Source organism: Pseudomonas sp. LjRoot71 (genome assembly GCF_964253255.1).
Lineage (GTDB): Bacteria > Pseudomonadota > Gammaproteobacteria > Pseudomonadales > Pseudomonadaceae > Aquipseudomonas.
In genome coordinates this window covers 2,067,146-2,090,382 of record NZ_CAXURA020000001.1, presented here as the reverse complement: position 1 = coordinate 2,090,382, position 23,237 = coordinate 2,067,146, and the positions used below count along the sequence as shown (strand labels likewise).

General features: G+C 58.7%; 24 protein-coding genes. 9 read left to right on the top strand and 15 right to left on the bottom strand.

Annotated elements, in window-relative coordinates:
* Positions 1-93: 93 nt before the first annotated feature.
* The 10 genes from ACSQ17_RS09970 to ACSQ17_RS09925 form a co-directional block, all read right to left on the bottom strand.
* Complete coding sequence (locus ACSQ17_RS09970; protein WP_436068466.1) at positions 94-300, bottom strand: hypothetical protein; 207 nt, start codon at positions 298-300, stop codon at positions 94-96.
* Between the two features lie 255 nt (positions 301-555).
* Positions 556-1,020 (bottom strand): hypothetical protein, encoded by a 465-nt coding sequence (locus tag ACSQ17_RS09965; protein ID WP_436068465.1) that lies wholly within the window; start codon positions 1,018-1,020, stop codon positions 556-558.
* A 73-nt stretch (positions 1,021-1,093) separates the two neighbouring features.
* Positions 1,094-1,738 carry a hypothetical protein gene (locus ACSQ17_RS09960; RefSeq protein ID WP_436068464.1) on the bottom strand — a complete coding sequence of 215 codons (645 nt, stop codon included), beginning with the start codon at positions 1,736-1,738 and terminating at the stop codon, positions 1,094-1,096.
* 630 nt (positions 1,739-2,368) lie between these two features.
* Positions 2,369-3,085, bottom strand: coding sequence for a TIR domain-containing protein (locus ACSQ17_RS09955; RefSeq protein ID WP_436068463.1), 717 nt, complete (start codon positions 3,083-3,085; stop codon positions 2,369-2,371).
* A 95-nt stretch (positions 3,086-3,180) separates the two neighbouring features.
* Complete coding sequence (locus tag ACSQ17_RS09950; protein WP_436068462.1) at positions 3,181-3,654, bottom strand: hypothetical protein; 474 nt, start codon at positions 3,652-3,654, stop codon at positions 3,181-3,183.
* Positions 3,655-3,740: 86 nt separating this feature from the next.
* Positions 3,741-4,028 carry a hypothetical protein gene (locus ACSQ17_RS09945; protein WP_436068461.1) on the bottom strand — a complete coding sequence of 96 codons (288 nt, stop codon included), beginning with the start codon at positions 4,026-4,028 and terminating at the stop codon, positions 3,741-3,743.
* 114 nt (positions 4,029-4,142) lie between these two features.
* Complete coding sequence (locus ACSQ17_RS09940) at positions 4,143-5,180, bottom strand: IS630 family transposase (protein WP_126624845.1); 1,038 nt, start codon at positions 5,178-5,180, stop codon at positions 4,143-4,145.
* A gap of 80 nt (positions 5,181-5,260) precedes the next feature.
* Positions 5,261-5,611 carry a hypothetical protein gene (locus tag ACSQ17_RS09935; RefSeq protein ID WP_436068460.1) on the bottom strand — a complete coding sequence of 117 codons (351 nt, stop codon included), beginning with the start codon at positions 5,609-5,611 and terminating at the stop codon, positions 5,261-5,263.
* 142 nt (positions 5,612-5,753) lie between these two features.
* Positions 5,754-7,247 (bottom strand): M20 family peptidase, encoded by a 1,494-nt coding sequence (locus ACSQ17_RS09930; RefSeq protein WP_436068459.1) that lies wholly within the window; start codon positions 7,245-7,247, stop codon positions 5,754-5,756.
* A gap of 16 nt (positions 7,248-7,263) precedes the next feature.
* Positions 7,264-9,639 carry a penicillin acylase family protein gene (locus ACSQ17_RS09925; protein ID WP_436068458.1) on the bottom strand — a complete coding sequence of 792 codons (2,376 nt, stop codon included), beginning with the start codon at positions 9,637-9,639 and terminating at the stop codon, positions 7,264-7,266.
* Between the two features lie 115 nt (positions 9,640-9,754).
* Between ACSQ17_RS09925 and ACSQ17_RS09920 the strand changes: the two genes are divergently transcribed.
* The gene (locus ACSQ17_RS09920) at positions 9,755-10,786 is read left to right on the top strand and encodes an AraC family transcriptional regulator (protein ID WP_436068457.1); all 1,032 of its coding nucleotides are present in this window, start codon (positions 9,755-9,757) and stop codon (positions 10,784-10,786) included.
* Here ACSQ17_RS09920 and ACSQ17_RS09915 read toward each other — a convergent pair.
* Positions 10,776-12,275, bottom strand: coding sequence for a methyl-accepting chemotaxis protein (locus tag ACSQ17_RS09915; protein WP_436068456.1), 1,500 nt, complete (start codon positions 12,273-12,275; stop codon positions 10,776-10,778). The two genes, ACSQ17_RS09920 and ACSQ17_RS09915, sit on opposite strands and share 11 nt — an antisense overlap.
* A 218-nt stretch (positions 12,276-12,493) precedes the next feature.
* Between ACSQ17_RS09915 and ACSQ17_RS09910 the strand changes: the two genes are divergently transcribed.
* Positions 12,494-13,279 (top strand): substrate-binding periplasmic protein, encoded by a 786-nt coding sequence (locus tag ACSQ17_RS09910; RefSeq protein ID WP_436068455.1) that lies wholly within the window; start codon positions 12,494-12,496, stop codon positions 13,277-13,279.
* Here the strand turns inward: ACSQ17_RS09910 and ACSQ17_RS09905 are convergent, their stop codons facing one another.
* Positions 13,280-13,888, bottom strand: coding sequence for a DUF6436 domain-containing protein (locus ACSQ17_RS09905; RefSeq protein WP_436068454.1), 609 nt, complete (start codon positions 13,886-13,888; stop codon positions 13,280-13,282).
* Positions 13,889-13,972: 84 nt separating this feature from the next.
* Between ACSQ17_RS09905 and ACSQ17_RS09900 the strand changes: the two genes are divergently transcribed.
* On the top strand, positions 13,973-14,908 hold the full coding sequence (locus tag ACSQ17_RS09900) for an alpha/beta hydrolase (protein ID WP_436068453.1): 936 nt from the start codon (positions 13,973-13,975) through the stop codon (positions 14,906-14,908).
* On the opposite strand, the gene ACSQ17_RS09895 is transcribed toward ACSQ17_RS09900, so the two are convergent.
* A complete protein-coding gene (locus tag ACSQ17_RS09895) occupies positions 14,909-15,676 on the bottom strand; it encodes a hypothetical protein (RefSeq protein WP_436068452.1) in 768 nt (255 codons plus the stop codon).
* 83 nt (positions 15,677-15,759) lie between these two features.
* On the opposite strand from ACSQ17_RS09895, the gene ACSQ17_RS09890 reads away from it, so the two are divergent.
* Positions 15,760-16,383: a 2OG-Fe(II) oxygenase gene (locus ACSQ17_RS09890; RefSeq protein ID WP_436068451.1), complete on the top strand. Its 624-nt coding sequence runs from the start codon at positions 15,760-15,762 to the stop codon at positions 16,381-16,383.
* A gap of 200 nt (positions 16,384-16,583) precedes the next feature.
* Here ACSQ17_RS09890 and ACSQ17_RS09885 read toward each other — a convergent pair whose 3' ends face one another.
* Complete coding sequence (locus tag ACSQ17_RS09885; protein ID WP_436068450.1) at positions 16,584-17,141, bottom strand: DUF6160 family protein; 558 nt, start codon at positions 17,139-17,141, stop codon at positions 16,584-16,586.
* Between the two features lie 221 nt (positions 17,142-17,362).
* Here ACSQ17_RS09885 and ACSQ17_RS09880 point away from each other — a divergent pair, with 221 nt between their 5' ends.
* Positions 17,363-17,851 carry a DUF523 domain-containing protein gene (locus ACSQ17_RS09880; RefSeq protein WP_436068449.1) on the top strand — a complete coding sequence of 163 codons (489 nt, stop codon included), beginning with the start codon at positions 17,363-17,365 and terminating at the stop codon, positions 17,849-17,851.
* A 174-nt stretch (positions 17,852-18,025) separates the two neighbouring features.
* On the opposite strand, the gene serA is transcribed toward ACSQ17_RS09880, so the two are convergent.
* A complete protein-coding gene (gene serA, locus ACSQ17_RS09875) occupies positions 18,026-19,255 on the bottom strand; it encodes a phosphoglycerate dehydrogenase (protein WP_436068448.1) in 1,230 nt (409 codons plus the stop codon).
* Between the two features lie 185 nt (positions 19,256-19,440).
* Between serA and ACSQ17_RS09870 the strand changes: the two genes are divergently transcribed.
* The 4 genes from ACSQ17_RS09870 to ACSQ17_RS09855 all read left to right on the top strand — a co-directional run bounded on the left by ACSQ17_RS09870 (position 19,441) and on the right by ACSQ17_RS09855 (position 23,173).
* Entirely contained in the window at positions 19,441-20,835 is a 1,395-nt protein-coding gene (locus tag ACSQ17_RS09870) for an FAD-binding oxidoreductase (protein WP_436068447.1), read from the top strand.
* A 195-nt stretch (positions 20,836-21,030) separates the two neighbouring features.
* On the top strand, positions 21,031-21,696 hold the full coding sequence (locus ACSQ17_RS09865; RefSeq protein WP_436068446.1) for a fumarylacetoacetate hydrolase family protein: 666 nt from the start codon (positions 21,031-21,033) through the stop codon (positions 21,694-21,696).
* Positions 21,697-21,806: 110 nt separating this feature from the next.
* Positions 21,807-22,742, top strand: a complete 936-nt coding sequence (locus ACSQ17_RS09860; protein ID WP_436068445.1) for an SdiA-regulated domain-containing protein — start codon at positions 21,807-21,809, stop codon at positions 22,740-22,742.
* 83 nt (positions 22,743-22,825) lie between these two features.
* Complete coding sequence (locus tag ACSQ17_RS09855; RefSeq protein WP_436068444.1) at positions 22,826-23,173, top strand: NirD/YgiW/YdeI family stress tolerance protein; 348 nt, start codon at positions 22,826-22,828, stop codon at positions 23,171-23,173.
* Positions 23,174-23,237 lie beyond the last annotated feature (64 nt).

Here is a 23,237-nt window from a genome sequence, read left to right as displayed (position 1 = left end):
TGACCGGTCAGGCATGCAGCCCCTTATGCTTCGCCATGGGGAGGGATTAAACCGATCATGTAGCGGCTGCATTTGGCTGAGCAGGTGGTTCGCTCACTTGAACACATGGCTCATTTCGGCATGTAACAGTTGCTTAGCACCGGTTGTAATGGGAGCACCGTGTGCAGCAATAAGGGCATCGAAATCGAGTGCTGCAAGAGCTTCAAAATCCGATTGCAGTGTTTTGCCCTTCGGTGTCACGCGTTTCAACCAAGGGCCACCAATATTCATACCTATTTTGAAGCCTAATAATTTGAACACGAATTTTGTAAACCAAGAAAAATAGCGCCAGTCAGCATGGTACTGAATGCTGTCAGTGGTGATTAATAGTTTATGTTCTTTAACAAGCAGTGCCGCTTCAGGAAAAAGCGCAGATTCAAAAATGAAAAATTCAGAATTATTGATAGGGCCTGTAGTTTTTGCGGTGATGATTGTTGCAATGAGGAATATAACGTTTGGTTAAGGGGCGGGCTTTAGCCCGTCCCAGTGAGCGAAGCGAACGATTTGAACCAGTTGTTAGCCGACATTTAGGACGGCCTTTGCTAGTGAGATAGTTAGCTCTCGAAGTCGCGCAATTACTATGACCATGTCGTTAGCAGATGCACAGATGGGGCGCGGATAACCAGGATTTTTTTCTGATAGTCCTGAGTTCTTTAATGTTTCGTTGGAAAGTATTGCAAAAGTAGCTCTGTATTCCTGTTGCGGATGCTGAATAATAATGTCTGTTTCAACTGAGCCGCCTGATTGAATAATTATATTTAATGAAACCCATTCTGGTAGGCCGCCGACTTTGAAAACTGTGCCCGGCCCGCGAAGTTTAGACAGAATGATTATTCCTTCCGCTGCCGCGAGAATTTCCTTAAAAGGAGTTTTCTTACTGCCAGAGCCAGGAATATGTGGGTAGTTGTTGCATAGCTCGTAGTAAGCACTACACAGGCTAACGTTATTTGCTGCTTCGAGTAGACTCAGATCATAATTCATGGTGGCTAACGTTTGGTTAAGGGGCGGGCTTTAGCCCGTCCCAGTGAGCGAAGCGAGCGGTTTGAACCAGTTGTTAGGGGAGATAGCACAAATGCTTAACGGCTTCTAATATTTGAAACGCATTTTCTCTTTGTTTGGTTCTGTATTCATGCCATTCCTTCGACGTACTCTCATTTACTCCAAGTCCTTCTGCTGCGTCATAGTCGCAGGCTGTGGATTGGCCTTCTAGTTCTGATACTAGGTACGTGTAAAATTCGATTATTTCTTCAGATTTTTTGGGGCCGAATATTCTAGATTTAAAGAATATAGTTTTTCTATGAGACTCGAGAAGGAGTAATTCTTCTTGGGTGACTAGGAATTGTTCTGGTAAAGAGGGGTTGTAAGACCAGGTACATGTTTTTCTATTCAAGTACGCCCAGATTTCAACTAATGCTTTTAAAACTTCCTGCCTGATCTCAAATGATGCGGCCACTACAGATGCATTGGCTGCCTTGCTAGCATTTTCGGTTGCAACTGCGGCGCGCTTAGTGGCTTGGTATGTATAGAAAGCAGCAATTGCAGACGCTATACCGGGAATTGTGCCAAATATCCATGTGGACATACTTCGTATTTCACTTTCGCCAGATAGTAAATAAGATAAGGCGAACATCAAAAACACTGAGCCGATAAGCGTGAAAAGTATCATGCTTACCCATCCTGCTTTTTCTATCTGGCGCAACGCATGATCTCCATTGATTTTCCCTAACGTTTGGTTAAGGGGCCGGCTTTAGCCGGTCCCGAGTGAGCGCAGCGAACGACTTGAACCATTTGTTAGGTTCTTTGCCAGACAATTTTTACTAGGCTAGGAAGCGCCCAAGCCATTAGAAGCAGAACAATAATCGCAGGGATTACGGGCCCTGTAAGCTTGCACATTAAGGACAGCGCCCAGCTTAGGGTTGCCCCTTTACTATGCACTAAAAAATCCGAGCATTCAGATGCTTGCGATAATTTATATGCTACTGGTAGAGCTGCCAAGCAAAGCCCAATTACAAGTATGCGTAAAAGAATTGCTTTAATTTTTGACTTTATAGGAAGCCAGATTTTTAGTGTATTTTGGCGTTTGCTTCCGTAAAAAATGTACATGAGTACATAGCCTGCGAGCATTATGCAGTTGAAAATTATTAATGGCTTTTGACTTGCTTCGGTATTGTCACTCAGTAATGCAAGGTTCACGAAGGCTGTGAATATGGATACGAGTATGAAAACAACCCAATTCATGATGTGAACCTAACGCCCCGCTAAACGGCGAGCGATAGCGAGTCCGGTGGAGGCCGCGCTTTTTGCGGCCGGAACGAGTTTGAGCGGTTTGTTAGCTCTGGGAGTCATCGAAGAGATCTTCTATTCTTTGAGATATAGTGTCATAAATAAGCTCTTTGCCATTTTCATCCATGACACTCATTGGCTCATCCGGTAGATTTACGGCCTGAAACTCGCAAAGATTTTTTTCACGAAGAAATCTACAAGGTTTCAGTATCACGGGGATGATCCGTGTACCTTTGCTTTCCGCAGCATGAAGCAAGGGAGGAAGTTCATTATCAATAATGAAATCAGACGCAAGAAAGTCCGCACTGATCATTAAAATAGCAACCCGAGATTCTTTGAGTGCACTTTCGATTTCTTTTTTCCATTTATCCCCAGCCTGTAATCTGGTATCAGCCCAAGCATCGATAAGGCCTTGCTTTTGAAGTGGGCGAAGATGAACCATAAGCCTATCAAGATACGACTTATCTCTATGGCTATAACTTATGAAAATTTTGTTCCCTTTACTTTTTGGAGAATCATCTTGCGACATGGGAATTTCGTCATTAGAAACCTGCAAAAAGTCTAGTAATTGTGCCATTCTCTGTGGTGATGGGCGACGCTTGCCGTGCAATATAGATGCAAGCATACTTCTCGACATTTCCAGCTCTTCACATACTTCACTTATTGAGAGCTCTCGTTCGTGCATTCTGTCTCGGAGTAATTCAGAGAGCTTTTCAGCGTCAATACGCTTCCATGTTTCTTTGGAGATACCTTCAAATGTCATAAATTAATCTCGAATTCGGATAAAGAGCTAACGTTTGGTTAAGGGGCGGGCTTTAGCCCGTCCCAGTGAGCGCAGCGAACGGTTTGAACCATTTGTTAGCGGTGATACCACGTGGCATTTTTGATTTTTCCTGCCGGCGTATATTTTTTAAGAAGCTCAGCCATTTCTGCTAAATTTTCATATCCCTCAAAGCGTAGGTTGCTAAAAGACTTTGTCGTTAGTAGCAAAGATTTAACATTACCTTTAATGCTCTGAATTCTAAGGCTTTCTATATCCGATAGCGGCATGCTCACAACCGCGCCCTTGTGCGATATATCGATTTTCTCTTGTGCTTCAAGAATTTCTACGACTGGATAAGAATTGTCATTGTTTTTGATATTTTGATATGCGTGCAATAAATACTTAGCAAGAAAAAATGTTCCTACTGCAGCGATAACCTTGTTTGATAATTCACTGCTACTAATGAACATTAATATAAAGCCTGCTATAAATATGGCTATAAGGGCTGAGAAGAATATAATTTTTCGCTTTTCTTGGCTTTTGTGTTGTTCAGATACTATAAATTTCATTTTCTACCGCTAACGATTAAGCTAAGGGGCCGGCTTTAGCCGGTCCCAGCGAACGAAGTGAGCGATTTGAGCGCATTGTTAGAGGATTACTCTGCGCTTGCTTTTGTGATGTTAAATTCAAAGCCACTTACACCCCATGCAAAAATTAATTTTGCAGCCAAGGCACCAGAGAGGAAAATAGCAAAAAAATTTGCCAGGATAATTAGCAATATTGATATCTTTCCGAAATTCATAAGAAACATACCGAGTGGTAGGTTTACAAAAAGCAATGGGATTATGCTGAATAAAATAGTAAGCCCAAAAAGCTTTAGAACAAATTTTGCTGCGAAACTTAAGGTTGCCTCTGGGCGGTGTGTAGATTGTGCTTTTTCCATGGCTGACTTCCTTGTTGGGAAAATTCTCTAACTATAATTAGACGACATATCCATATCTGCACACTATTGCCATCGCTGGCAATAAGTATTAACCCGGCAATCAAATACACCAAATCATGCCGCGTAGGCGATACGTGGATGCCGGAAATAAGAACGGATTCTTTGGGGGTGTAATTGCAATCGTCTCATGACCGAGCGAACACGCCCTTCCAGTTCGTCCTGATTACGCGCTGGCAAGCCCGTACGGACCTGATGTTTCAAATCACAATTCAAATACTCGTCAGGATTCAACTCCGGGGCGTATGCCGGCAAGAAGAACAGTTCGATTTGCTCTTTGCGGTCGGCGACCCAGGCGCTCACCTTTTTGCTGTGGTGTACGCGCAGGTTGTCGAGAATCAAGAACACTTTGCGGCCCTGCGCATCGCGAATCAGGCGACCCAGGAAGCGAATCAGCACTGGGGCTGTCAGCGTTTCCCGATACAGCATGAAGCGCAGTTTGCCCCGATTGGTCACAGTGGAAATCATGTTGGTGGAAAAGCGACTGCCGCTGACCTGGCGCACTGGCGTTTCGCCAATAGGGGCGTAGCTGCGGCCAGCCTGGCTGTCACTGCGCATACCGGTTTCGTCGCCCCACTGAATCTCACCATTCTCGGCCTTGGCCCGCTGTGCGATGCGTGGATATTCATTATCCAGCCAGCGCTGAACCACTTCAGGTTTCTGCTGATAAGCCCGATGCAGTGGTCGCTGCGGGGTGTAGCCCCAACGCTTGAGGTATTCACCAACCGTTCGAACCGGCATGAGAAAACCACAGCGCTGGCGGATCAGTTCTCGCACGGCATCACGCGTCCAGAGTGCAAAGCCGAGCTTGAGTTGGTCGGGCATCTTATCGGTCATCAAGGTGCGCACCAGCACTTCCTGGCTGGGGCTCAAACTGCGGCGATCACCCTGGCGCACACCGCGCTGGCCGCCGGCAATGGCAGCCTTTTCGCCTTTGTGTTCTGCGACCTGCGCCCAGTGAGCGATGGTGCGGGGGTGAACACCAACCGCTTCGCCAATAGCCTTGTAGGTGTAACCCTGCTCACGCATGCGCAGGGCCGTGGCGCGCTTTTCACGCTGTTCTTGGGGGCTGAGTTTGCGGGCATCTGTTTTCATGGAGACAGATTATCCGATATGCCCTATTTATTTGCCAGGTTAATATCCAAATCTGGCTATCTCGTATCCATATCTGACCATCAGCTATTGATGATCCGTTCTTGCAGCCCAAGCTCTACTGCTGCTTTGTAGCTCAGCAACCATGCCTTTTCTTCAGGCTGCCACTTACCGCCCGCCTGCTTTACCGCCAGTTGCATGTCCTTTTCGTGAAAACCGACGCGCACGAATACTAACGCCGTTGCTTGTTTGGGCGTTTGGGCACGTGTTTTCAGTGGTTTGTGTTTGCGTTCGACGATCAGTTCGACGGTGGTGTAGCTGATCTGTTGTTCGGCGTCGTGACGGTAGCGTACGGCAATCAGGTCGTCGCCGTAGCGTTCGACAAAGCGTTTGGTGCCGTTTTTACCTGGTTTGAGGCTTTTTACAACGTCCATATCGTGCCCCATGGGTGGCAGTGTCCTGCTGGCAGTCTGCCTGTATCCGTTGGGGGGCTCAAGTGAGCGAGGACGGATACGCTTCGCGTTGTCCACCCTACAGCGCTGGCGAGGGGCATTGCGCCCCTCGCGTGGTTTTGGCTTAGTCGGCTGAGGTGTTCAGACTCTGCAACAGCCGGTAGTAGAAGCCACTGGCATTGGCCAAGGTATCGATCGCCACGCGCTCGTTGGTGCCGTGCATGCGCGGCAGGTCTTCGCGCTCCATCAGCAGTGGGCTGAAGCGGAAGACGTTGTCGGTGAGCGGCTCGTAGTAACGCGAGTCGGTGCCGCCGACGGTGAGGTTGGGGCTGACCAGGGTGTTGCTGAAGCTCTGGCGGATAACTTCGGCGAACTGCTGGTAGGCCTCGCCCCTGACATCGGATACCGCCGAGGGCTCGCGCCCGCCGGGCATGACTTTGACCTGAATCTGCTCATCGGCTACGGCATTGCGCACGTGGGCGGCTACGCTGTCGATGCTGTCGCGCGGATGGATGCGCAGGTTGAGGGTGGCGCGGGCGCTGGGCGGCAGGACGTTTTCCTTGATTCCGGCGCGCAACAGGGTGGGCGACAGCGAGGTTTGCAGCTGCGCGGCACCGGCTGGCGAGGCGGCCAGTTGTTGTTCCACCAGCGGGCCAAACAGCCAGAGGTTGGCGAAGATCAGTCGGTAGCCGAAAGATTGCGCCGGGGTAAAGCTGGCCAGCAGGTCGCCAGTGGGGCCGTCGAAACCACGCTGGAAGGGTGCGTCGCCGACCCGTTGCAGGGCCTGGCTCAAGCGGCCGATGGCGGTTTCAGCAAAGGCGGGCGGCTGCGAGGAGTGGCCACCCTGGGCGCTGGCGGTGAGGGTCAGGCTGACGTAGCCCTTTTCTGCGATACCGACCACGGCGACATCCTGGCTGACGCCGGGGATCTGTCCGCGCACCACAAAGCCGCCTTCATCGCTGACCCAGGCCAGGCGTTTGCCCTGTTCCTGCAACTGCGCGGCGATGCGCCGGTTGCCCTGGTGCCCGCCGATTTCTTCATCGTGCCCGAAGGCCAGCAGCACATCGCGTTGTGGCTGGAAGCCCTGGGCGATCAGGGTTTCCACCGCTTCAAGAATCGCCACCATCGAGCCCTTGCTGTCGATGGCGCCACGGCCCCAGACAAAGCCATCGGCAATCGCCCCGGAGAACGGCGGGTGAGTCCACAGTTCTTCGGTGCCGGGTGCGACGGGCACCACGTCCTGGTGCGCCATCAGCAGAACCGCAGGCAATTGGCTGTCCTTGCCCGGCCAGCGCAGCAGGATGCTTGGGCTGCCGGTGGCGAGCGGTTCGGTGTTGGCAGTGATCTGTGGGTAGCGCTGCGCCAGCCACTCACGCAGGCCAGCGAAGGCGGCGTTGCTGGCCGCCAGTTGGCTGGCCGGTGCGCCGACCTGATGCGACAGGGTCGGCAGGCGAATGGCTGCCGCCAGGCTCTCGGCAGCGCGCTGGCCATCCAGCCCTTCAGGCAGGCTAACCGGCTCGCTGTTGAAGGCGGCCGCCGGCAGCAGCAGGGTGCGGCCGACCACCACGGCCACCAGGCCGAGCAGGATGATCAGTAAAAGCAGTAACAGACGTTTCATCGCCGTTCTCCTTGGCTTATGGGTGCAGGATCAGCTGGCTGCGGCTGTTGGCTTTGATCGCCTCGGCATCCAGGTGCATCGGCACGTACTCACCTCGAATATAGCGTTCGGCCTGGTCCTTGTAGTGCTGATCAAACAGCACGCCGCTCTGGCCCACCGGGTTGATGCCCAGGGCGCTGCCGGCATCGGCCAGGTCGATCAGGCGGCGGGTCGAGGGGCCGTACACCACCGACCAGGGCGCCGGGCCGACCGGTTGCGAGAGGTTGTTCGGCGTTTCATGGCCGCCCGGTGCGGCAAACGCACCGACATTGAACAGTTTATCCAGCGGCTTCTGCTGGCCCAGCGGGTGGCTGTGGGTGAGGGTGTGGGCGCTGCCCCAGGCCCATTTCGCGCTGTCGTCACCGAGGGTGCTGCGCAGATGGGCGAGGCTGGCCTGCCAGGCGGCCTTGACGGTGTCGGCGCGGCTTTCCACGGCATCGCTGCCGCGCTTGTCCCACCAGGGCGAGCTGGCATCGGCGGCCAGACGCGGCAGAGCGCTGTCGAGCACGCGGGTTTGCAGCAGGTTGGCGAAGAAGGCGTCGCTCAGCTCGTCGGCCATGGCTTCACGTGCCAGTTGGTAAACCAGCTGGTTGAACAACGGAGCCGCGGTGCTATCGACCTGATGCTGGCCATCCCAGCTCAGCAGCTGCTCGACCAGCGCCTGCTCTTCGCTGCCAGTGGCGGCAGCCCGCAGATCAGCTGCCAGCGGCGCGAGCAGGCGTTGCGGGTAGCCGGTACCGGGCTCCAGTTGCAGCGCCTGGCTGTTGTGCACGTCCCACTTCACGCTGTCGTCGCGCAGGCGTTCGTCCAGGCGCTGGCCGCGATCGGCCAGATTGTAGTAGCCCGGCACTTCCATGCCAGTCGGCGACACGGGCTGGTAGTTGGCGGAGAGGATATAGCCGCGCGCGGGGTTCTCTTCCTGCGGGTTGGCGCTGAACGGGTAGTAACCGTCTTTGTCCGCCTCGCCGTTGCTGCCGTCGAGGATAAAGCTCGGGTTGACCCCGGCCGGGCGGCGCGGCAGTTTCGCCGCCGCCCACCAGCCGATATCGCCCGTGGCATTGGCCCACACCACGTTCAGCCCCGGCGCTTCGATGTGCTCGGCGGCGACGCGGGCTTGCTCCAGCGTGGCGGCGCGGTTGAGCTGATAGAAGCCATCGAGGATCGGATTGTCGGTTTCCAGGAAGGCCCACCACATGGCAATCGGCGTGCTGCCGACGGTTTCACCCAGGGCGCTGTTAATGATCGGACCGTGCGGTGAGCGGCGGATGGTCAGGCGTACCGGCTCGGCATCCTTGACGCTGATCAGCTCTTCGCGGCTTTGCAGCTCGACCCACTGACCGCGATACCAGACCTGATTGGGGTTGTCCGGGTTGGTTTTCTCGGCGATCAGGTCCAGATCGTCGTTCTGGAACATGGTGATGCTCCAGGCGAATTCGCGGTTATGCCCCAGCGACGCCACCGGGTTGAGCGCCTGGTGATGGCCGTACAGGCTGAAGCCGGGGTAACTCAGGTTGGCCTCGTACCACACCGACGGCACGGCGAAGCGGATATGCGGGTCGCCTGCCAGCAGCGGCTTGCCACTGGCGGTGCGGCTGCCGGAGATCGCCCAGGCGTTGCTGCCCTCGAACTGCGGCAGGCCGGCATCCAGCAGCGCGGCATGGCTCAGCTCGGCGATGGCGTTGAGGTCCTGCCAGTCGCCAGCGGCGAGGTGCGGGCCGACCACGCCCTGCGGGTGCCAGTCGAGGTCAAAGGCCTTGAGGTAATCGGCGCCCAGCTGATCGCGGATATGCGTCAGCACCGGCTCGGTGCGGAAGGCGGCAGCAAAGCTGTAGGCCATATAGCCGGCGACGCTGAGGGTATCGGCGACGCTGAAAGGACGTTTTTCGATGCCCAGCACATCGAACTCGATCGGTGCCGGGTGGCTGGCCTGATATTGGTTCACGCCATCCAGATAAGCCTGCAGCGCTTTGCTGGCCGGTGCATTCATGTCCATCTTCGCGGCGTAGCGGTCGGCGTGTTCGCGGATGCCCAGGGTGCGGAACAGGCGGTCGGTGTCTACCAGCTTGCTGCCGAGCACTTCGGCCAGCTCGCCACGGGCCAGGCGGCGCAGGATTTCCATCTGGAATAGGCGATCCTGAGCATGCACATAGCCCAGCGCGCGGTACATGTCGGCCTCGTTCTGCGCCTGGATATGCGGCACGCCGCGCTCGTCGTAATCCACCGTGACTGCGGCCTGCAGGTGACTCAGTTGCAGCTCGCCGTCGCGCTGCGGCTGCTTGCTATCGATGTACCAGTAAGCGCCGGCGGCAGAGGCCGCGACGATCAGGGCCAGGGCAGTCAGGGTGCGTTTCATGGGGTTTTCCTTGTTATAGGTTTTATCAGCCCGGCCATTGTGCGCACTGCCGGCTGTGCAGGCATTGACCTAATACAGCAAGAGTGAAAGTCTTTGGTCAATCCAAGAGGCCGCTATGCCACACGATCCGCACAACAGCATTGCCAGCGCGTTGACCCATTCTTCAACTTTGCGCCGCCTACTCTACGAAGCCTTGGCGGGGTTAGGGCTGGACCCCACCGACACCTATCGCCAGGCCTATCAGGGCGTAGTGCTGGCGCCGCCGCTGCTCAATGCCCGCGAGGACCACGACAATGCGCCGCGCTTCTGGCAGGCGCTGGCGGGCATCAGCGGTGATCCTGACATCGGTCTGCACCTGGGTGAAACCATGCAACCACGGCCGATGGATGTGGTGGGTTACCTGCTGCTGGCCAGTCGCGACCTGGGCCAGGCGCTGGAGAGTTTTGTGCGCTTTCAGCACATCCTCTCCGGTGGTTTTGCCGCGCGGCTGGAGCTGGAGGGCGAGCAGGCGCGCCTGATCTTCGACCTTAATTACCGTGGCGTCGGCTCGTTGCGCCAGCAGATGGAGTGCCTGGCGCTGCTGGTGCAGAAGATGCTCGCCAGCATCAATAACGACGGCAGTTTTCGTCTGTCCGGGCTGGATTTTCGCCACCCCACGCCGCGCCGCCTGAGCGAGCATCGGCGGTTGTTCGGCCTGCTGCCGCGTTTTGCCCAGGCGCATGACGCGCTGATCTTCCCGCGGGCCTGGCTCAGCCGGCCGTCGCGCAGTGCCAACCCGCGGCTTTTCGCGGTGCTTTGGGCGCAGGCGGAAGTGGAGCTGGCGGAGCTGGAGGAAAACCAGCTGCTCAACCGCGTGCGCTACTGGCTGGAGGTCAACCTCGGCGTGCAGTTGTGCGACCTGCCCAGTTGCGCCACCTCGCTGGGTTACAGCGTCAGCGGCTTACAGCGGGCGCTGGCCGAACAGCAACAGAGCTTTCGCCAGCTGCATGATGAAGTGCGCCGCCTGCGTGCGCAGACTCTGCTCGACAGCGGCCTGGCCATCCGTGAAGTGGCCCGCGCCTGCGGCTTTGCCGAGCTGTCGCCGTTTTACCGGGCGTTCCGCCGCTGGCAGGGTGCGACGCCGCAGACTTACCGCACTAACGGCTGACGCGGAAGCGCCGGCTCAGGTCGCTCAGTCGCTCGGCCAATTGACTGAGTTGCTGACCATCATGACTGAGCGCCTGGGCATCACTGAGGTTTTCTTCAGCCACCTGTTGCACGCTGGTCAGGTGCTGGCTGACCTCCGCGCTGACGGCCGCCTGCTGGTGGGTGGCAGCGGCAATCAGCTCGTTCATCTGCGTGATCGAACTGATGTCTTGCGCCACGGCGCCGAGCAGGTCGGCAGTTGCCTGACTGTCCTGCACGCAACTGCGCACGCTGTCGCGGCTCTGCTGCATGGCTTCGGCTGCCTGGCGGCTGCCTTGTTGCAAGCGGCTGATGATCTGCTGAATTTCAGCGGTGGACAGGGCGGTCTTCTGCGCCAGGTTACGCACCTCGTCGGCGACCACAGCAAAGCCACGGCCCTGATCACCGGCGCGGGCAGCTTCGATGGCGGCGTTGAGGGCCAGCAGGTTGGTCTGTTCGGCAATCGAACGGATCACTTCCAGCACCTTACCGATCTGTTCAGATTGGTTGGCCAACGCCTGTACTTCACCTTCGGTGACGTCGATCTGAGCGGCCAGCTTGCCGATCTCGCTGCGTACGTGATTGACCGAACGGCTGCCTTCCGCGGCTTGCTGGTTGGCCGTTTGCGCGGCACTGGCAGCCCCATCGGCATGCCCGGCCACTTCATCAATGGCGCTGCTCATCTGCTGCATGGCTGAGCTCATGTAGACGATTTCACCCTGCTGGCGATCGGCGCCACTGCGCAGATGACCGGTGGCCTGCGCCAGGTTGTCGCCCATCGTTTGCAGGCCCTGGGTGTCTTTGATCACTTCGCCCACCAGCTCATCCAGGGTGTCGAGGAAACGGTTAAAGCGCTTGCTGACCTTGCCCTCAGCATTGCTGCGGTAGCTCAGGTCAATGGCGTCGTCGTTTTCGGTGAGCTGCTCGGCGGTCTGCATCAGCGCAGCGCCTTCGACGGCTTCGGCATGGGTTTGCAGGGCCAGATAAATCAGGATCGCGCTTTCCAGTATCACGTAGAACGCATGCAGGAAGATGATCGGCCAGCTGCCTTGCGCCACCACCGTGACGCTGAACCCTTGGGTTTGCAGGGCATAGAAGCCCAGGTGGTGAACTGCAATCACTGCAGCCGCTACCACGATCGGCAGCCAGTCGCGGTAATACACCAGAAACGCCAGCAACACGAAAATACCGAAGTGCATTTCCAGCATGCCGCCCGCCTGGTTGATGTGCAGGGCCGACATCACCATAAACGCCGCGCCAATCGCACAACGCAGCAGGCGTCGGCCAGCAATCAGCTGCTGCAGCACGCTCATCACAACAGCCGTCCCGCCCCCGACCAGCAGGGCCTGACCCCAGGTGCCATGCCAGGCTGCCAGGCCGAGCGAGTAAAGGAACATCAGCCAGAGTACTGCCAGCATGATGCGATCCGCTTTGCGGTAATGCAGTTCAAGAGGGGAAAGGCGGCTAGACATGGCGAAAGACCCGCAAAGTGGTGTGGCTATGCTGATGAAGTATGGCAGCCGTCCATGGATACGCAGAGCTTTTATGTGGCGATAAGTTGTACATGATATGCTATTTGTACAATTTTATTCGACAAAGTTGCAGCGCTCAGCATCATCCGCCGGTAGTCAGCTGGCACCGTGCCGGCCCTAGACTGATCTAGCCTTGTAGCAAGATGGGAGGCGTGGTTATGAGGCGAGCGATAATCGGTGGGGGGCTGGCACTGCTGGGCCTGCCCTGCCTGGCGGCGCCGCCGGTGCAGATCTGCCTGGGCGATAGCAACGAGTGGCCACCCTACACCTATTGGCAGCGAGTCGATGGCGAGGTGGATCGCAACCGCCTGACTGGCTCGGCTAGCACCCTGGTGCTGACGGAGCTGGAGCACCTGGGTTTGCAGTATGAGGTGCACTATATGCCCTGGGCGCGGGTGCAGCAGGAGTTGGCTGATTTTGCCGAGAAGGGCCGCTGCGAGCTGACCTGGGATGCCAGCTACAACGCCGAGCGCGCGGCCTATGCGCATTACAGTGCGCCGCTGTATGAAACGCGCCTGGGGCTGTTTTACTCCGCCGAGCGTTTTGCCGACGTGCCGTTACCGGCGCTGTTGCAAAACCTGCAGGCCTTCCGGGTGTGCGGGGTGATTGGCTACAACTACCAGCCCTATGGCGTGGGTGAGGCGATCAAGCGTTTCCCCGGCATCCAGCAGAACCTGGAGATGCTGCAGCGCCAGCGCTGCGACTTTTTCCCCAGTGAGATTGAGCCGCTATATGGCGGCCTGGCGCTGGGCATCTACCAGGGGCATGAGCAGTTGCGTCATCTGCCGCTGACGGCCAGCAAGGCGTTCTTCCTGTTGGTCAGCAAGGGCTCGCCGCGTGGCGATCAACTGATCACGCAGTTTGATCAGCAGCTCAGGCAGTTGCAGGCCAGTGGTGAGGCGCAGCAGATCTTTCAGCGGTTTACCCCGGATGGGTTGAGGTAATCAGTGGCGCTGCCAGTCGCAGAAACAGCCCACCGCCAGGGTGTTGCTGGCGTTGACCGGGCGATTGGCGACCAAGGCGTCGAGAATCGGCTCGATAAAACTGTTGCTGGAGGTACAGGTAGCGCCTTCGCTGTAGGGGCCGAAGTAGGCCAGCTGGCCCGTGCGGTCCCAGATCGCCACCGCCGGGCTGGCCGGGATCTGCGCGCTGCCGGGCAGCGATGGCAGTGCTTGCAGGGCGTTCAATGTGCTGGGTAACTGGCCGCTGCTGCCAGGTTTTTGCACGGCATAAAAGCGCACACCTTGGGCGCTGAAACGTTCGATCAGTTCTGCCAGGTGCTGCTGGTTGCCGACATTGCACGGGCAGGCCGGATCCCAGAAGTGCACCAGGCGGATCGGCCCCGGCCCGGCCAGTTCATCCGGCAGGCGCAGTTGCTCGCCATAGAACAGCGCGGTCTGCTCGCTGAAGCTGCGCAGGTAGCGCGCTTCATACCACCAGTAGGCGGCCAGCATCGCGGCTGCCCAGAGCAGAATCAGCAGGCTGGCGAACAGGGTCTTGCGCGTGGGTCGAGTCATGATGAGTTTTCGCTGAACAGGCGCGCAGCTTGCCATGACTGGCGCGACAGCAGAATATCCGCAGCCTGATGACGCCGGCCCGGATGCTCGGCCAACCGCTGTATAAATGATGGAAAGCCAATGCTAGAGCCGTTCCAGCCGGAAAACCTGCTTGCCAGTCTGCGACCCTTGGCCGCAGCCGTTGAACTGTCTGTGGGCGAACAGGCCTACCGGCAGTTTTACGGTTTCGATGACACCTGGGCGGCGCGCAGCCGTATGGGCACGCTGCAGGCGGCCGGCTATCAGATCGCCGTACAAGCCTGGTGGCCCGAGCAGCCGCGCGCCACGCTGGTGCTGTTGCATGGTTATTACGATCACGTGGGCCTGTATCGCCATGTGATTGAGTGGGCGCTGGGCATGGGCTTTGCGGTGCTGGCTTTCGACCTGCCAGGGCACGGCCTGTCCAGCGGTGCACGCGCCAGCATCGGTTCATTCAGCGAGTATCAAGAGGTATTGCGTGCAGTTCTGGCCGAGGCTGCAGCTCTGGAATTGCCGCAGCCCTGGCACCTGTGCGGGCAAAGTACCGGAGGGGCGATCCTGATCGATTACCTGCTGACGGGTAATCCAGGCGCAGCAATTGGCGAAACCATCCTGCTGGCGCCGCTGGTGCGGCCCCGGGCGTGGGGTTGGTCGCAGTTCAGTTACCGGATCATGAAGCGTTTTGTCAGCGAGATTCCCCGGCGTTTCAGCGTCAATTCCAGCGATGCCGAGTTTATCGACTTCGTTCATCACCAGGACCCGTTACAGCCACGCAACCTGCCAACCGCCTGGGTGGGTGCGCTCAGCCAGTGGGTGCCGCATATCGAAGCCGCGCCGCGTAGTAAGCGCAGCCCGTTGATCATTCAGGGGGAAGCCGACATGACGGTGGCCTGGCGCTACAACCTGCGGGTGCTGCAGAACAAGTTCGCCGCGCCGCAGATTCTGCGTCTGCCCGAGGCACGACACCACCTGGCCAACGAAGCGCCGGCCTCCTTGCGCCAGCGCTATTTCGAGTTTCTCAGCCAGCGCTTGAGCTAATCAGATCCCGCGCGGTGCCGGGGTCAGTGCGGCGCTGCTCTGGCCAACCGCCAGACCGCTGCGAATCGCCGCCAGGGCGGCCTGGTAGTAAGCCTTGCCAGCATCTGACTGGGCGAAACTGACGAACTCTTCCAGCTCCGGATCGCTCAGCTCGCGGTAGACGTGCAGCAGGGTGTTATCCAGATCCGCGCCGATCTGCTCCATCAACCGCTGGCGCTGGCCATTGAGCATGGCCTGGGCGCTATCACCGCCCAGCAGGCCGGGGAGCATCTGGCTGAGGCTGTCGGCGGCGACACCGGCCAGCGCCAGGCTGACCTCGGCACCGGCTTCCCGCGCCGGCAGCGCCTGGGCCAGATGGCGAATCAGCAGGCGGCGGGTGGCGCTGGCTTCACTGCGTGGCAAGCCGTTGGCATAGCGCGCCAGTTGATCGCTGCGGGTAGCGAGCAGCTCGGCATCGACAATCTTGCGCCCCAGTGGTGACTGGAAGAACTGCAGCGCGCTGGCTGGGTTGCCGAGGTTATCGCGCAGGCCTTGTTGCGCACGTTGATCCACTGCTGCAGCGGCAAAGCGCTGGTTGCTGTTGTTGACCAGCGCCTGATGCACCGCTGGCGGCAGGCTGCTGCGGTAGCGTTCCTGAGCAGCTTGCAGGGCGTCGCTGAAGTGCATGCGCTGCTGCGGCCAGCCGGCCGCCTGATACAGCTGCAGGTAATCGTCAGCCAGGGCGGGCAGGCTGAGCAGCAGGGTCAGTACAACGGAAAGGGCGCGCATAGGGACTCCATTCAGGGGCAGCTATTTTCTGCGGCATGCTGGCGCTTGTCGAGGCTCGGCAGGGCGCTGGTAGAATCGCCGGCATGACGACCGATACCCACACTGCCCTTCTGACTCGCATCGTTGACGACCTGGCCGAACAGGGGTGGTCGCTACAGCCGCAGTTTATTGCCCCTTCTCTGACCCTCGAACTGGCCGAAGAGTGCCGTAAACGTGCCGCACAAGGTGCATTGGCGCCCGCCGGCGTCGGCCGCGGCGCGCAGCAACAGGTACGTGAAGGGGTGCGCGGTGACCATATTCAGTGGCTGGAAGCGGGGCAGGCCGAGGCCTGTGATCAGTACCTGCAGGTATTTGATCAGCTGCGGCTGGCGCTGAACCAGGGCTTGTACCTGGGGCTGGAGGATTTCGAGGGACACTTCGCCCTGTATCCGCCGGGGGCGTTCTATCAGAAGCACGTGGACTGTTTTCGCGACGATGATCGTCGCGCGGTGTCTGCGGTGTTTTATCTCAATGAGGATTGGCAGGCTGAACAGGGCGGCGCGCTGCGTCTGTATCTGCCGAATGGTGAGACCCGTGATGTATTGCCGCAGGCGGGCAGTCTGCTGGTGTTTCTATCCGCCGACATGCCCCATGAGGTCTTGCCGGCCAGCCGTGATCGACTGTCGCTGACCGGCTGGTTTCGCCGCCGGGGCAATGGGCCGTTCTAGTCAAGATTGGCTCACGATCTCGCGAGCTAGAGCCATGCAAGGCAAAAACAGGCGAGATACGTAGCGTAGCGGAGTAACAGCCGTAGGCTGGCTCGCAGGGTGAGCGCAGCGAATCAAGCGGAGTTTACTGGTGTAAATGAGCATTCCGAGCCTGTTTTTAACGCCGCAGGGCTGACGCGCAGCAGATTGTGAGGAGGTTCTTAGTGGCCCCAGACTTTGAATGTCCCGCGCAGATCAGTGATGTCGCGCATCTCGATGCTGCCTAAGCGGCTTTCACCGACGTACATATCGGCGGCGAGGCGTACGCGAATGCGCTGCGCCGGGATGCCGCTAGCCACCAACTGTTCGTTGATGGTGGTGAGGTCGGGCAGGGTCAGTTGCAGTTGCTGCTGGCCGCTGCCATTGATTACCACATCGATCTTCAGCGTGGGCAGGTTGACGCCGAAGATCGGCAGGGTCAGGCCCAGTTGCGCGGCACCGAAGGCGAAGCTGCCGCCAGAGCCGTTCGGGCAACTAGCGGGGGTGATGCAGCCATTGTCGATTTTCACGTTGCGCAGTGACGCACTGCCGCCATCGTCATTCCAGCTGATCCGGTTGATCGTCGCCAGCACGTCGGCACGGATGCTGATGCCGGCCTGACCGCTGATCTCGCTCAGGCTCTGGTTGTCCATCGGCAGCAGGGCCGCCTGGCTCGGCAGGCTACAGGCCACAAGGCTGGCGGCGAGTGACAGGGCAAGGGTGCGAAGTGGGCGGTGCATGTGTGTGTCCTCGACTAGAGTGCCGAGAGTCTGTGCCGGGCCTGACGCGCGCGCCATCGGGGCGCGTTGCTTCCCGCCGAAGGATAGGCCGGCACCGCGCGTGAAGTGGCTGTCCTGCGTGATGTGCTAGGCAATTTGCTGGGTGGCCCGTCCCTTTGATCGGCGGCCAGGCCAGGCGGTAACCTGGCGGTGTTACGGCAAGTGACCAGTGAGTGTGAGTGATGCAGAAGATTCTGGTGAGCCGCTGCCTATTGGGCCAACGCGTACGTTATGACGGCGGTGCCCACGGCCCGTTCAGCCTGCTGGAGCGTTGGCAGCAGGAAGGCCGCATTGTGCCGCTGTGCCCGGAAGTGGCTGGCGGCCTGTCGACGCCGCGTGCGCCGGCGGAAATTGCCGGTGGCCAGGGTGCTCAGGTGCTCGATGGACGGCTGCCGGTACTGACGGTGGAAGGTGAGGATGTCACCACGGCTTTTGTTGATGGTGCTCAGCAGGCTCTGGCCCTGGTGGCGCAGCATGGCATCCGTATCGCTTTACTCAAGGCGCGCAGCCCCTCGTGCGGCAATCGGGAGACCTATGACGGCAGCTTCAGTGGCACCCGCGTCGCTGGCGAAGGGGTGACGGCTGCGGCCTTGCGGCGTGCCGGGGTGCAGGTGTTTAGCGAAGAAGAGCTAACGGCCGCCGAGGCCGCGCTACGCGAATTAGAAGCCTGATCCGCCTGTGGGAGGGCTTTCGGCTCTGGCATCTTGCTTCGCACTACCTCCTGCATCCATACAGTCGTAGCTGCGATAGCTGTTTTAAAAGTCGCCGCTAAAGCGCCTCCCACAGGGGCTGCATGGCCATAAAAAAGGGAGGCCGTAGCCTCCCTTTTTCGTACGCGGCAGCGCTTAGAACAAGACGCGGCTACGGATGGTGCCTTTAACGTGTTGCAGTTTCTCCAGCGCCAGGTCGGAGTACTCGGCATCGACGTCGATGACCACGTAGCCAACCTTGTCGTTGGTCTGCAGGAACTGGCCGGAGATGTTGATGCCGTTTTCGGCGAACACGTTGTTGATCTCGCTCATCACGCCTGGGATGTTGGCGTGGATGTGCAGCAGGCGGTGCTTGCCTGGGTGCGCCGGCAGGGCCACTTCGGGGAAGTTGACCGAGGACACCGAAGTACCGTTGTCGCTGTACTTGACCAGCTTCTCGGCCACTTCCAGACCGATGTTGGCCTGGGCTTCGGCGGTGGAACCACCGATGTGCGGGGTCAGGATCACGCGATCCAGGCCACGCAGCGGGCTTTCGAACTCTTCGTCGTTGGACTTCGGCTCGACGGGGAACACGTCAATGGCAGCGCCGATCAGGTGCTCGTCTTTGATCGCGGCAGCCAGGTGCTCCAGCTCGACCACAGTACCGCGTGCGGCGTTGATCAGGATGCCGCCCTTCTTCATCGCGCGGATTTCCTTCTCGCCGATCATCCACTGGGTGGATGGCAGCTCAGGCACGTGCAGCGACACGATGTCGCACAGACCCAGCAGGTCATGCAGCTTGGCGATCTGCGTGGCATTGCCCAGCGGCAGCTTGGTCACGGTGTCGTAGAAGAACACCTGCATGCCCATGGCCTCAGCCAGGACCGAGAGCTGGGTGCCGATCGAGCCATAACCGACGATACCCAGCTTCTTGCCGCGGATTTCGAAGGAGTTGGCCGCCGATTTGATCCAGCCACCACGGTGGCAGGAAGCGTTCTTCTCGGGGATGCCGCGCAGCAGCAGGATGGCTTGAGCCAGTACCAGTTCGGCTACCGAGCGGGTGTTGGAATAGGGGGCATTGAATACGGCGATACCGCGCTCGCGGGCGGCGTCGAGGTCAACTTGGTTGGTGCCGATGCAGAAGCAGCCCACGGCCACCAGGCGTTTGGCGCAGTCAAAGACTTCGGCGGTCAGCTGGGTGCGCGAACGGATACCGATAAAGTGCGCGTCGGCGATCTTTTCTTTCAGTTCGTCGTCGGAGAGTGCGCCCTTGAGGTACTCGATGTTGGTGTAACCAGCGGCCTTCAGGGTGTCCACTGCATTCTGGTGGACGCCTTCAAGAAGAAGGAACTTGATCTTGCTCTTGTCGAGAGAGGTCTTGCTCATCGGAGTACCTGTTGTCCCACAAATAGTGTCAGGGAAGAGGCCGAGCGCCGCCGGCCGCAGCCCGCAGATCGGCGCGGGGGCACGATTCACGGGGTGCGTATGCTAGCATACGAGCCCCGCGAAACACCTACCCTGGCAGATGAAGCGTGCTCAGGGTGACCATGAATCGTTTGAGAGTTCCGTAGATGACCAACCCTGCGCTGATCGAAGAGCTGAAGACCCTGGTTGAGCCCGGCAAAGTGCTCACCGATGCCGATTCCCTCAACGCCTACGGCAAGGACTGGACCAAGCACTTCGCCCCAGCGCCGCTGGCGATTGCCTTCCCCAAGAGCATCGAGCAGGTCCAGGCCATCGTTCGTTGGGCCAATCAGCACAAGGTCGCGCTGGTGCCCTCCGGTGGCCGTACCGGGCTGTCCGCCGGCGCCGTGGCAGCAAATGGTGAAGTAGTTGTGGCCTTCGACTACATGAACCAGATTCTCGACTTCAACGAATTCGACCGCACCGCCGTGTGTCAGTCGGGTGTGGTGACCAAGCAGCTGCAGATGTTCGCTGAGGACAAGGGCCTGTACTACCCGGTGGACTTCGCTTCGGCCGGTTCCAGCCAGATCGGCGGCAATATCGGCACCAATGCCGGCGGTATCAAGGTGATTCGCTACGGCATGACCCGCAACTGGGTGGCCGGGCTCAAGGTCGTCACCGGCACCGGCGAGCTGCTGGAGCTGAACAAGGACCTGATCAAGAACGCCACCGGCTACGACATGCGCCAGCTGTTTATCGGCGCCGAAGGCACCCTGGGCTTTGTCGTCGAGGCCACCATGCGCCTGGACCGCGCGCCGAAGAACCTCACCGCGATGGTGCTCGGCACCCCGGACTTCGACTCGATCATGCCGGTGCTGCATGCCTTCCAGAACAAGCTGGATCTGACGGCCTTCGAGTTTTTCTCCGACAAGGCCCTGGCCAAGATCATGGCCCGTGGTGATGTGCCTCCGGCGTTTGAAACCGACTGCCCGTTCTATGCCCTGCTGGAATTCGAAGCTACCACCGAGGAAGTCGCCGAAGCGGCCCTGGCCACCTTCGAGCATTGCGTCGAGCAGGGCTGGGTGCTGGATGGCGTGATGAGCCAGAGCGAGCAGCAGTTGCAGAACCTGTGGAAGCTGCGCGAGTACATCTCGGAAACCATCAGCCACTGGACGCCGTACAAGAACGATATCTCGGTTACCGTCTCCAAGGTGCCGGCCTTCCTCCACGACATCGACCGCATCGTCGGCGAACACTACCCGGACTTCGAGATCGTCTGGTTCGGCCATATCGGCGACGGCAACCTGCACCTGAATATCCTCAAACCCGAGAATCTGTCCAAGGACGAGTTCTTCGCCAAGTGCGCCACCGTCAACAAGTGGGTGTTCGAGACCGTGCAGAAGTACAACGGCTCGATCAGCGCCGAACACGGCGTTGGCATGACCAAGCGCGATTACCTGACCTACAGCCGCTCGGAAGCCGAGATTGGCTATATGAAAGCGATTAAGGCGGTGTTCGACCCGAATGGCATCATGAACCCAGGTAAGATCTTTCCGCTTTGATTGACCTTGATCATCTGTAGCTCTGGATAAGCCTTGGCTACGAGATCGTGCTTTGGTCGCAACGACGGCCGGCCCTAAAGCGGGCATGATCGTAGGGCGGGTGTAACCCGCCATTATCAGGTGGCGGGTTGCACCCGCCCTACACGGCACGCTCCCATAAAGAGCAGCGCAACGCATTCCCATAAGGAGTTGCCCATGAGCTACCAGCATCAGTATATCGATGGCACCCATATCCACTTCCCCATGGGCAAGGTGGTGTGCATTGGTCGTAACTACGCCGAGCACGCCAAGGAACTGAACAACCCGGTGCCGAGCGAGCCACTGCTGTTTATCAAGCCGGGCAGCTGCGTGGTGCCGCTGGATGAGGGTTTTAGCCTGGTTGAAGGGCGTGGAGATGTGCATTACGAGGCGGAAATCGCCGTGCTGATCGGCAAGCCGCTGTCGCGTACGCCGAATGCCGAAGAAGTGCGCGATGCCATTTCCGGCTTCGCCCCGGCGTTGGACCTGACCTTGCGCGACCTGCAGGCCACGCTCAAGGCCAAGGGTTACCCCTGGGAAACCGCCAAATCCTTCGACGGTGCCTGCGTGCTGGCGCCGTTCGTACCGGGTGATGCGGTGGAAAACCTGGGCGATATCGGCATTCGTCTGAGCATCAACGGCGAGCTGCGTCAGGATGGCAACAGCCGTGACATGCTCAACCCGATCCTGCCGATGATCCAGCACATCGCCGGACATTTCAGCCTGCAGCCGGGCGATGTGATCCTCACCGGTACGCCCGCCGGCGTTGGCCCGCTGCACAAGGGCGATGAGCTGGTGCTGGAACTGGTCGGGCATAGCCGCTTCGCCAGCCGCGCCCTTTAATCCGCAGCCTGTAAGAGAGGCATCTGGAGGTGCCTCTGGCCTGGCGGTTTAACAGAAACTTAAGCGTTGCTCTCTAGTCTGATAGCCATCGTTCTTATGGGTTGTGTGCGATGTCGATCTGGATTGCCCGGCTGGTGCGCCTGCGCTGGCTGATTGTGCTGCTGTGCCTGTCGCTGATTGGCGTCCTGATGGTGAACTATCGCCATTGGGATGACCGTCTGTCCTTCTGGGCGGAGCAACGTCAGGTGAGTGCTGCCGAGCAGCAGCAGAGCATTTGGCTGCCGGGTTATCGCGCCGTATTGCAAGGCAAGCCGCTACAAGGCCTGGAAGAGGACGAGGTGTCCGGGCTGACCTACAGCGCCGAGAGCGACACCCTGTTTACCGTAACCGGGAAATACCCGCAGCTGATCGAGCTGACCCTGGATGGCCAGGTGCTGCGGCGTATCGATCTGCATGGCTTTGCCAACCCGGAAGGGGTGGAAATGCTTTCCGACGGTCGTCTGGCGATCATCGATGAGCGCCGCCGCACCTTGACCACCTTCAAATTGGGCGCGTTGACCCGCAGCCTGGAGTTTGACGAGCTGGCATCCTTCGATTTGGGTTTTGCCGATGCGGGTAACAAGGGCTTCGAGGGTATTGCCTGGGATTCGCGCAATGAGCGCGTGCTGTTGGGTAAGGAGCGTGGCCCGCTGGGCCTCTTCAGCCTGCCGTTTCCTGGTGAGGATGGCGCCGCCGGAACCCTTGAACCGCTGAGTTCCGGGCATCTATTTCTGCGTGATATCTCCTCGCTGACCTACGACGCCCGCACCGGCCATGCCCTGGTGCTGTCAGATGAGTCGCGGCTGCTGCTGGAGATTGACGAGCAGGGTGAGCCGGTCAGTTTTATCAGCCTGGCGCGCGGTATGAACGGCCTGCATCAGGGCATCGGCCAGGCCGAAGGCGTGACCATGGACGCGGTCGGCAATATCTATATCGTCAGTGAGCCCAACCTGTTCTACGTGTTGCGCAAGGAGCCGGTGACCCCATCACCGACGCCTGTGGATTAAGTTTGGCTTAAGCGCCGATTAAGCCTGGCTTCAGCTACGCCCATTAGGCTAACCCCATCAACTTACTGATAGAGGGTTACCCGATGAAACGTCTGACTTTGGCTCTGCTGCTGACTCCGCTGTTTTCCACCGCTGTTCTGGCCGCCGGTTACACCGGCCCAGGCGCAACTGTTCAGGTCACCACCGTGGCGGCGGCGCTGGATGCGGCCGATGACACGCCGGTGGTGCTGCAGGGGCAGATCGTCAAGCGTCTGCAGGATGAGCTCTATGAGTTCAAGGACGCCAGCGGCACCATCAACGTCGAGATCGACGATGAGCATTGGCCAGCCCAGGCCATTTCCGAAACCGCCACGGTGAAGATCACTGGCGAAGTTGATCGCGACCTGATGAGCCGCGAGATCGATGTCGAGTACCTCGAACTGGTCAACTGATTGTCCTGACTGGTTTATTGCGCCAGTCCGCAGCGAGTCTGCGGGCTGGCGTTTTCGTGTTGTC

What these genes read in the sequence shown, in the direction of transcription:
- ACSQ17_RS09965 (WP_436068465.1), bottom strand. Translation starts at nt 1,020, where the DNA reads ATGAATTATGATCTGAGTCTACTCGAAGCAGCAAATAACGTTAGCCTG.
- ACSQ17_RS09955 (WP_436068463.1), bottom strand. Translation starts at nt 3,085, where the DNA reads ATGACATTTGAAGGTATCTCCAAAGAAACATGGAAGCGTATTGACGCT.
- ACSQ17_RS09950 (WP_436068462.1), bottom strand. Translation starts at nt 3,654, where the DNA reads ATGAAATTTATAGTATCTGAACAACACAAAAGCCAAGAAAAGCGAAAA.
- ACSQ17_RS09945 (WP_436068461.1), bottom strand. Translation starts at nt 4,028, where the DNA reads ATGGAAAAAGCACAATCTACACACCGCCCAGAGGCAACCTTAAGTTTC.
- ACSQ17_RS09940 (WP_126624845.1), bottom strand. Translation starts at nt 5,180, where the DNA reads ATGAAAACAGATGCCCGCAAACTCAGCCCCCAAGAACAGCGTGAAAAG.
- ACSQ17_RS09935 (WP_436068460.1), bottom strand. Translation starts at nt 5,611, where the DNA reads ATGGACGTTGTAAAAAGCCTCAAACCAGGTAAAAACGGCACCAAACGC.
- ACSQ17_RS09930 (WP_436068459.1), bottom strand. Translation starts at nt 7,247, where the DNA reads ATGAAACGTCTGTTACTGCTTTTACTGATCATCCTGCTCGGCCTGGTG.
- ACSQ17_RS09925 (WP_436068458.1), bottom strand. Translation starts at nt 9,639, where the DNA reads ATGAAACGCACCCTGACTGCCCTGGCCCTGATCGTCGCGGCCTCTGCC.
- ACSQ17_RS09920 (WP_436068457.1), top strand. Translation starts at nt 9,755, where the DNA reads ATGCCACACGATCCGCACAACAGCATTGCCAGCGCGTTGACCCATTCT.
- ACSQ17_RS09915 (WP_436068456.1), bottom strand. Translation starts at nt 12,275, where the DNA reads ATGTCTAGCCGCCTTTCCCCTCTTGAACTGCATTACCGCAAAGCGGAT.
- ACSQ17_RS09910 (WP_436068455.1), top strand. Translation starts at nt 12,494, where the DNA reads ATGAGGCGAGCGATAATCGGTGGGGGGCTGGCACTGCTGGGCCTGCCC.
- ACSQ17_RS09905 (WP_436068454.1), bottom strand. Translation starts at nt 13,888, where the DNA reads ATGGCAAGCTGCGCGCCTGTTCAGCGAAAACTCATCATGACTCGACCC.
- ACSQ17_RS09900 (WP_436068453.1), top strand. Translation starts at nt 13,973, where the DNA reads ATGCTAGAGCCGTTCCAGCCGGAAAACCTGCTTGCCAGTCTGCGACCC.
- ACSQ17_RS09895 (WP_436068452.1), bottom strand. Translation starts at nt 15,676, where the DNA reads ATGCGCGCCCTTTCCGTTGTACTGACCCTGCTGCTCAGCCTGCCCGCC.
- ACSQ17_RS09890 (WP_436068451.1), top strand. Translation starts at nt 15,760, where the DNA reads ATGACGACCGATACCCACACTGCCCTTCTGACTCGCATCGTTGACGAC.
- ACSQ17_RS09885 (WP_436068450.1), bottom strand. Translation starts at nt 17,141, where the DNA reads ATGCACCGCCCACTTCGCACCCTTGCCCTGTCACTCGCCGCCAGCCTT.
- ACSQ17_RS09880 (WP_436068449.1), top strand. Translation starts at nt 17,363, where the DNA reads ATGCAGAAGATTCTGGTGAGCCGCTGCCTATTGGGCCAACGCGTACGT.
- serA (WP_436068448.1), bottom strand. Translation starts at nt 19,255, where the DNA reads ATGAGCAAGACCTCTCTCGACAAGAGCAAGATCAAGTTCCTTCTTCTT.
- ACSQ17_RS09870 (WP_436068447.1), top strand. Translation starts at nt 19,441, where the DNA reads ATGACCAACCCTGCGCTGATCGAAGAGCTGAAGACCCTGGTTGAGCCC.
- ACSQ17_RS09865 (WP_436068446.1), top strand. Translation starts at nt 21,031, where the DNA reads ATGAGCTACCAGCATCAGTATATCGATGGCACCCATATCCACTTCCCC.
- ACSQ17_RS09860 (WP_436068445.1), top strand. Translation starts at nt 21,807, where the DNA reads ATGTCGATCTGGATTGCCCGGCTGGTGCGCCTGCGCTGGCTGATTGTG.
- ACSQ17_RS09855 (WP_436068444.1), top strand. Translation starts at nt 22,826, where the DNA reads ATGAAACGTCTGACTTTGGCTCTGCTGCTGACTCCGCTGTTTTCCACC.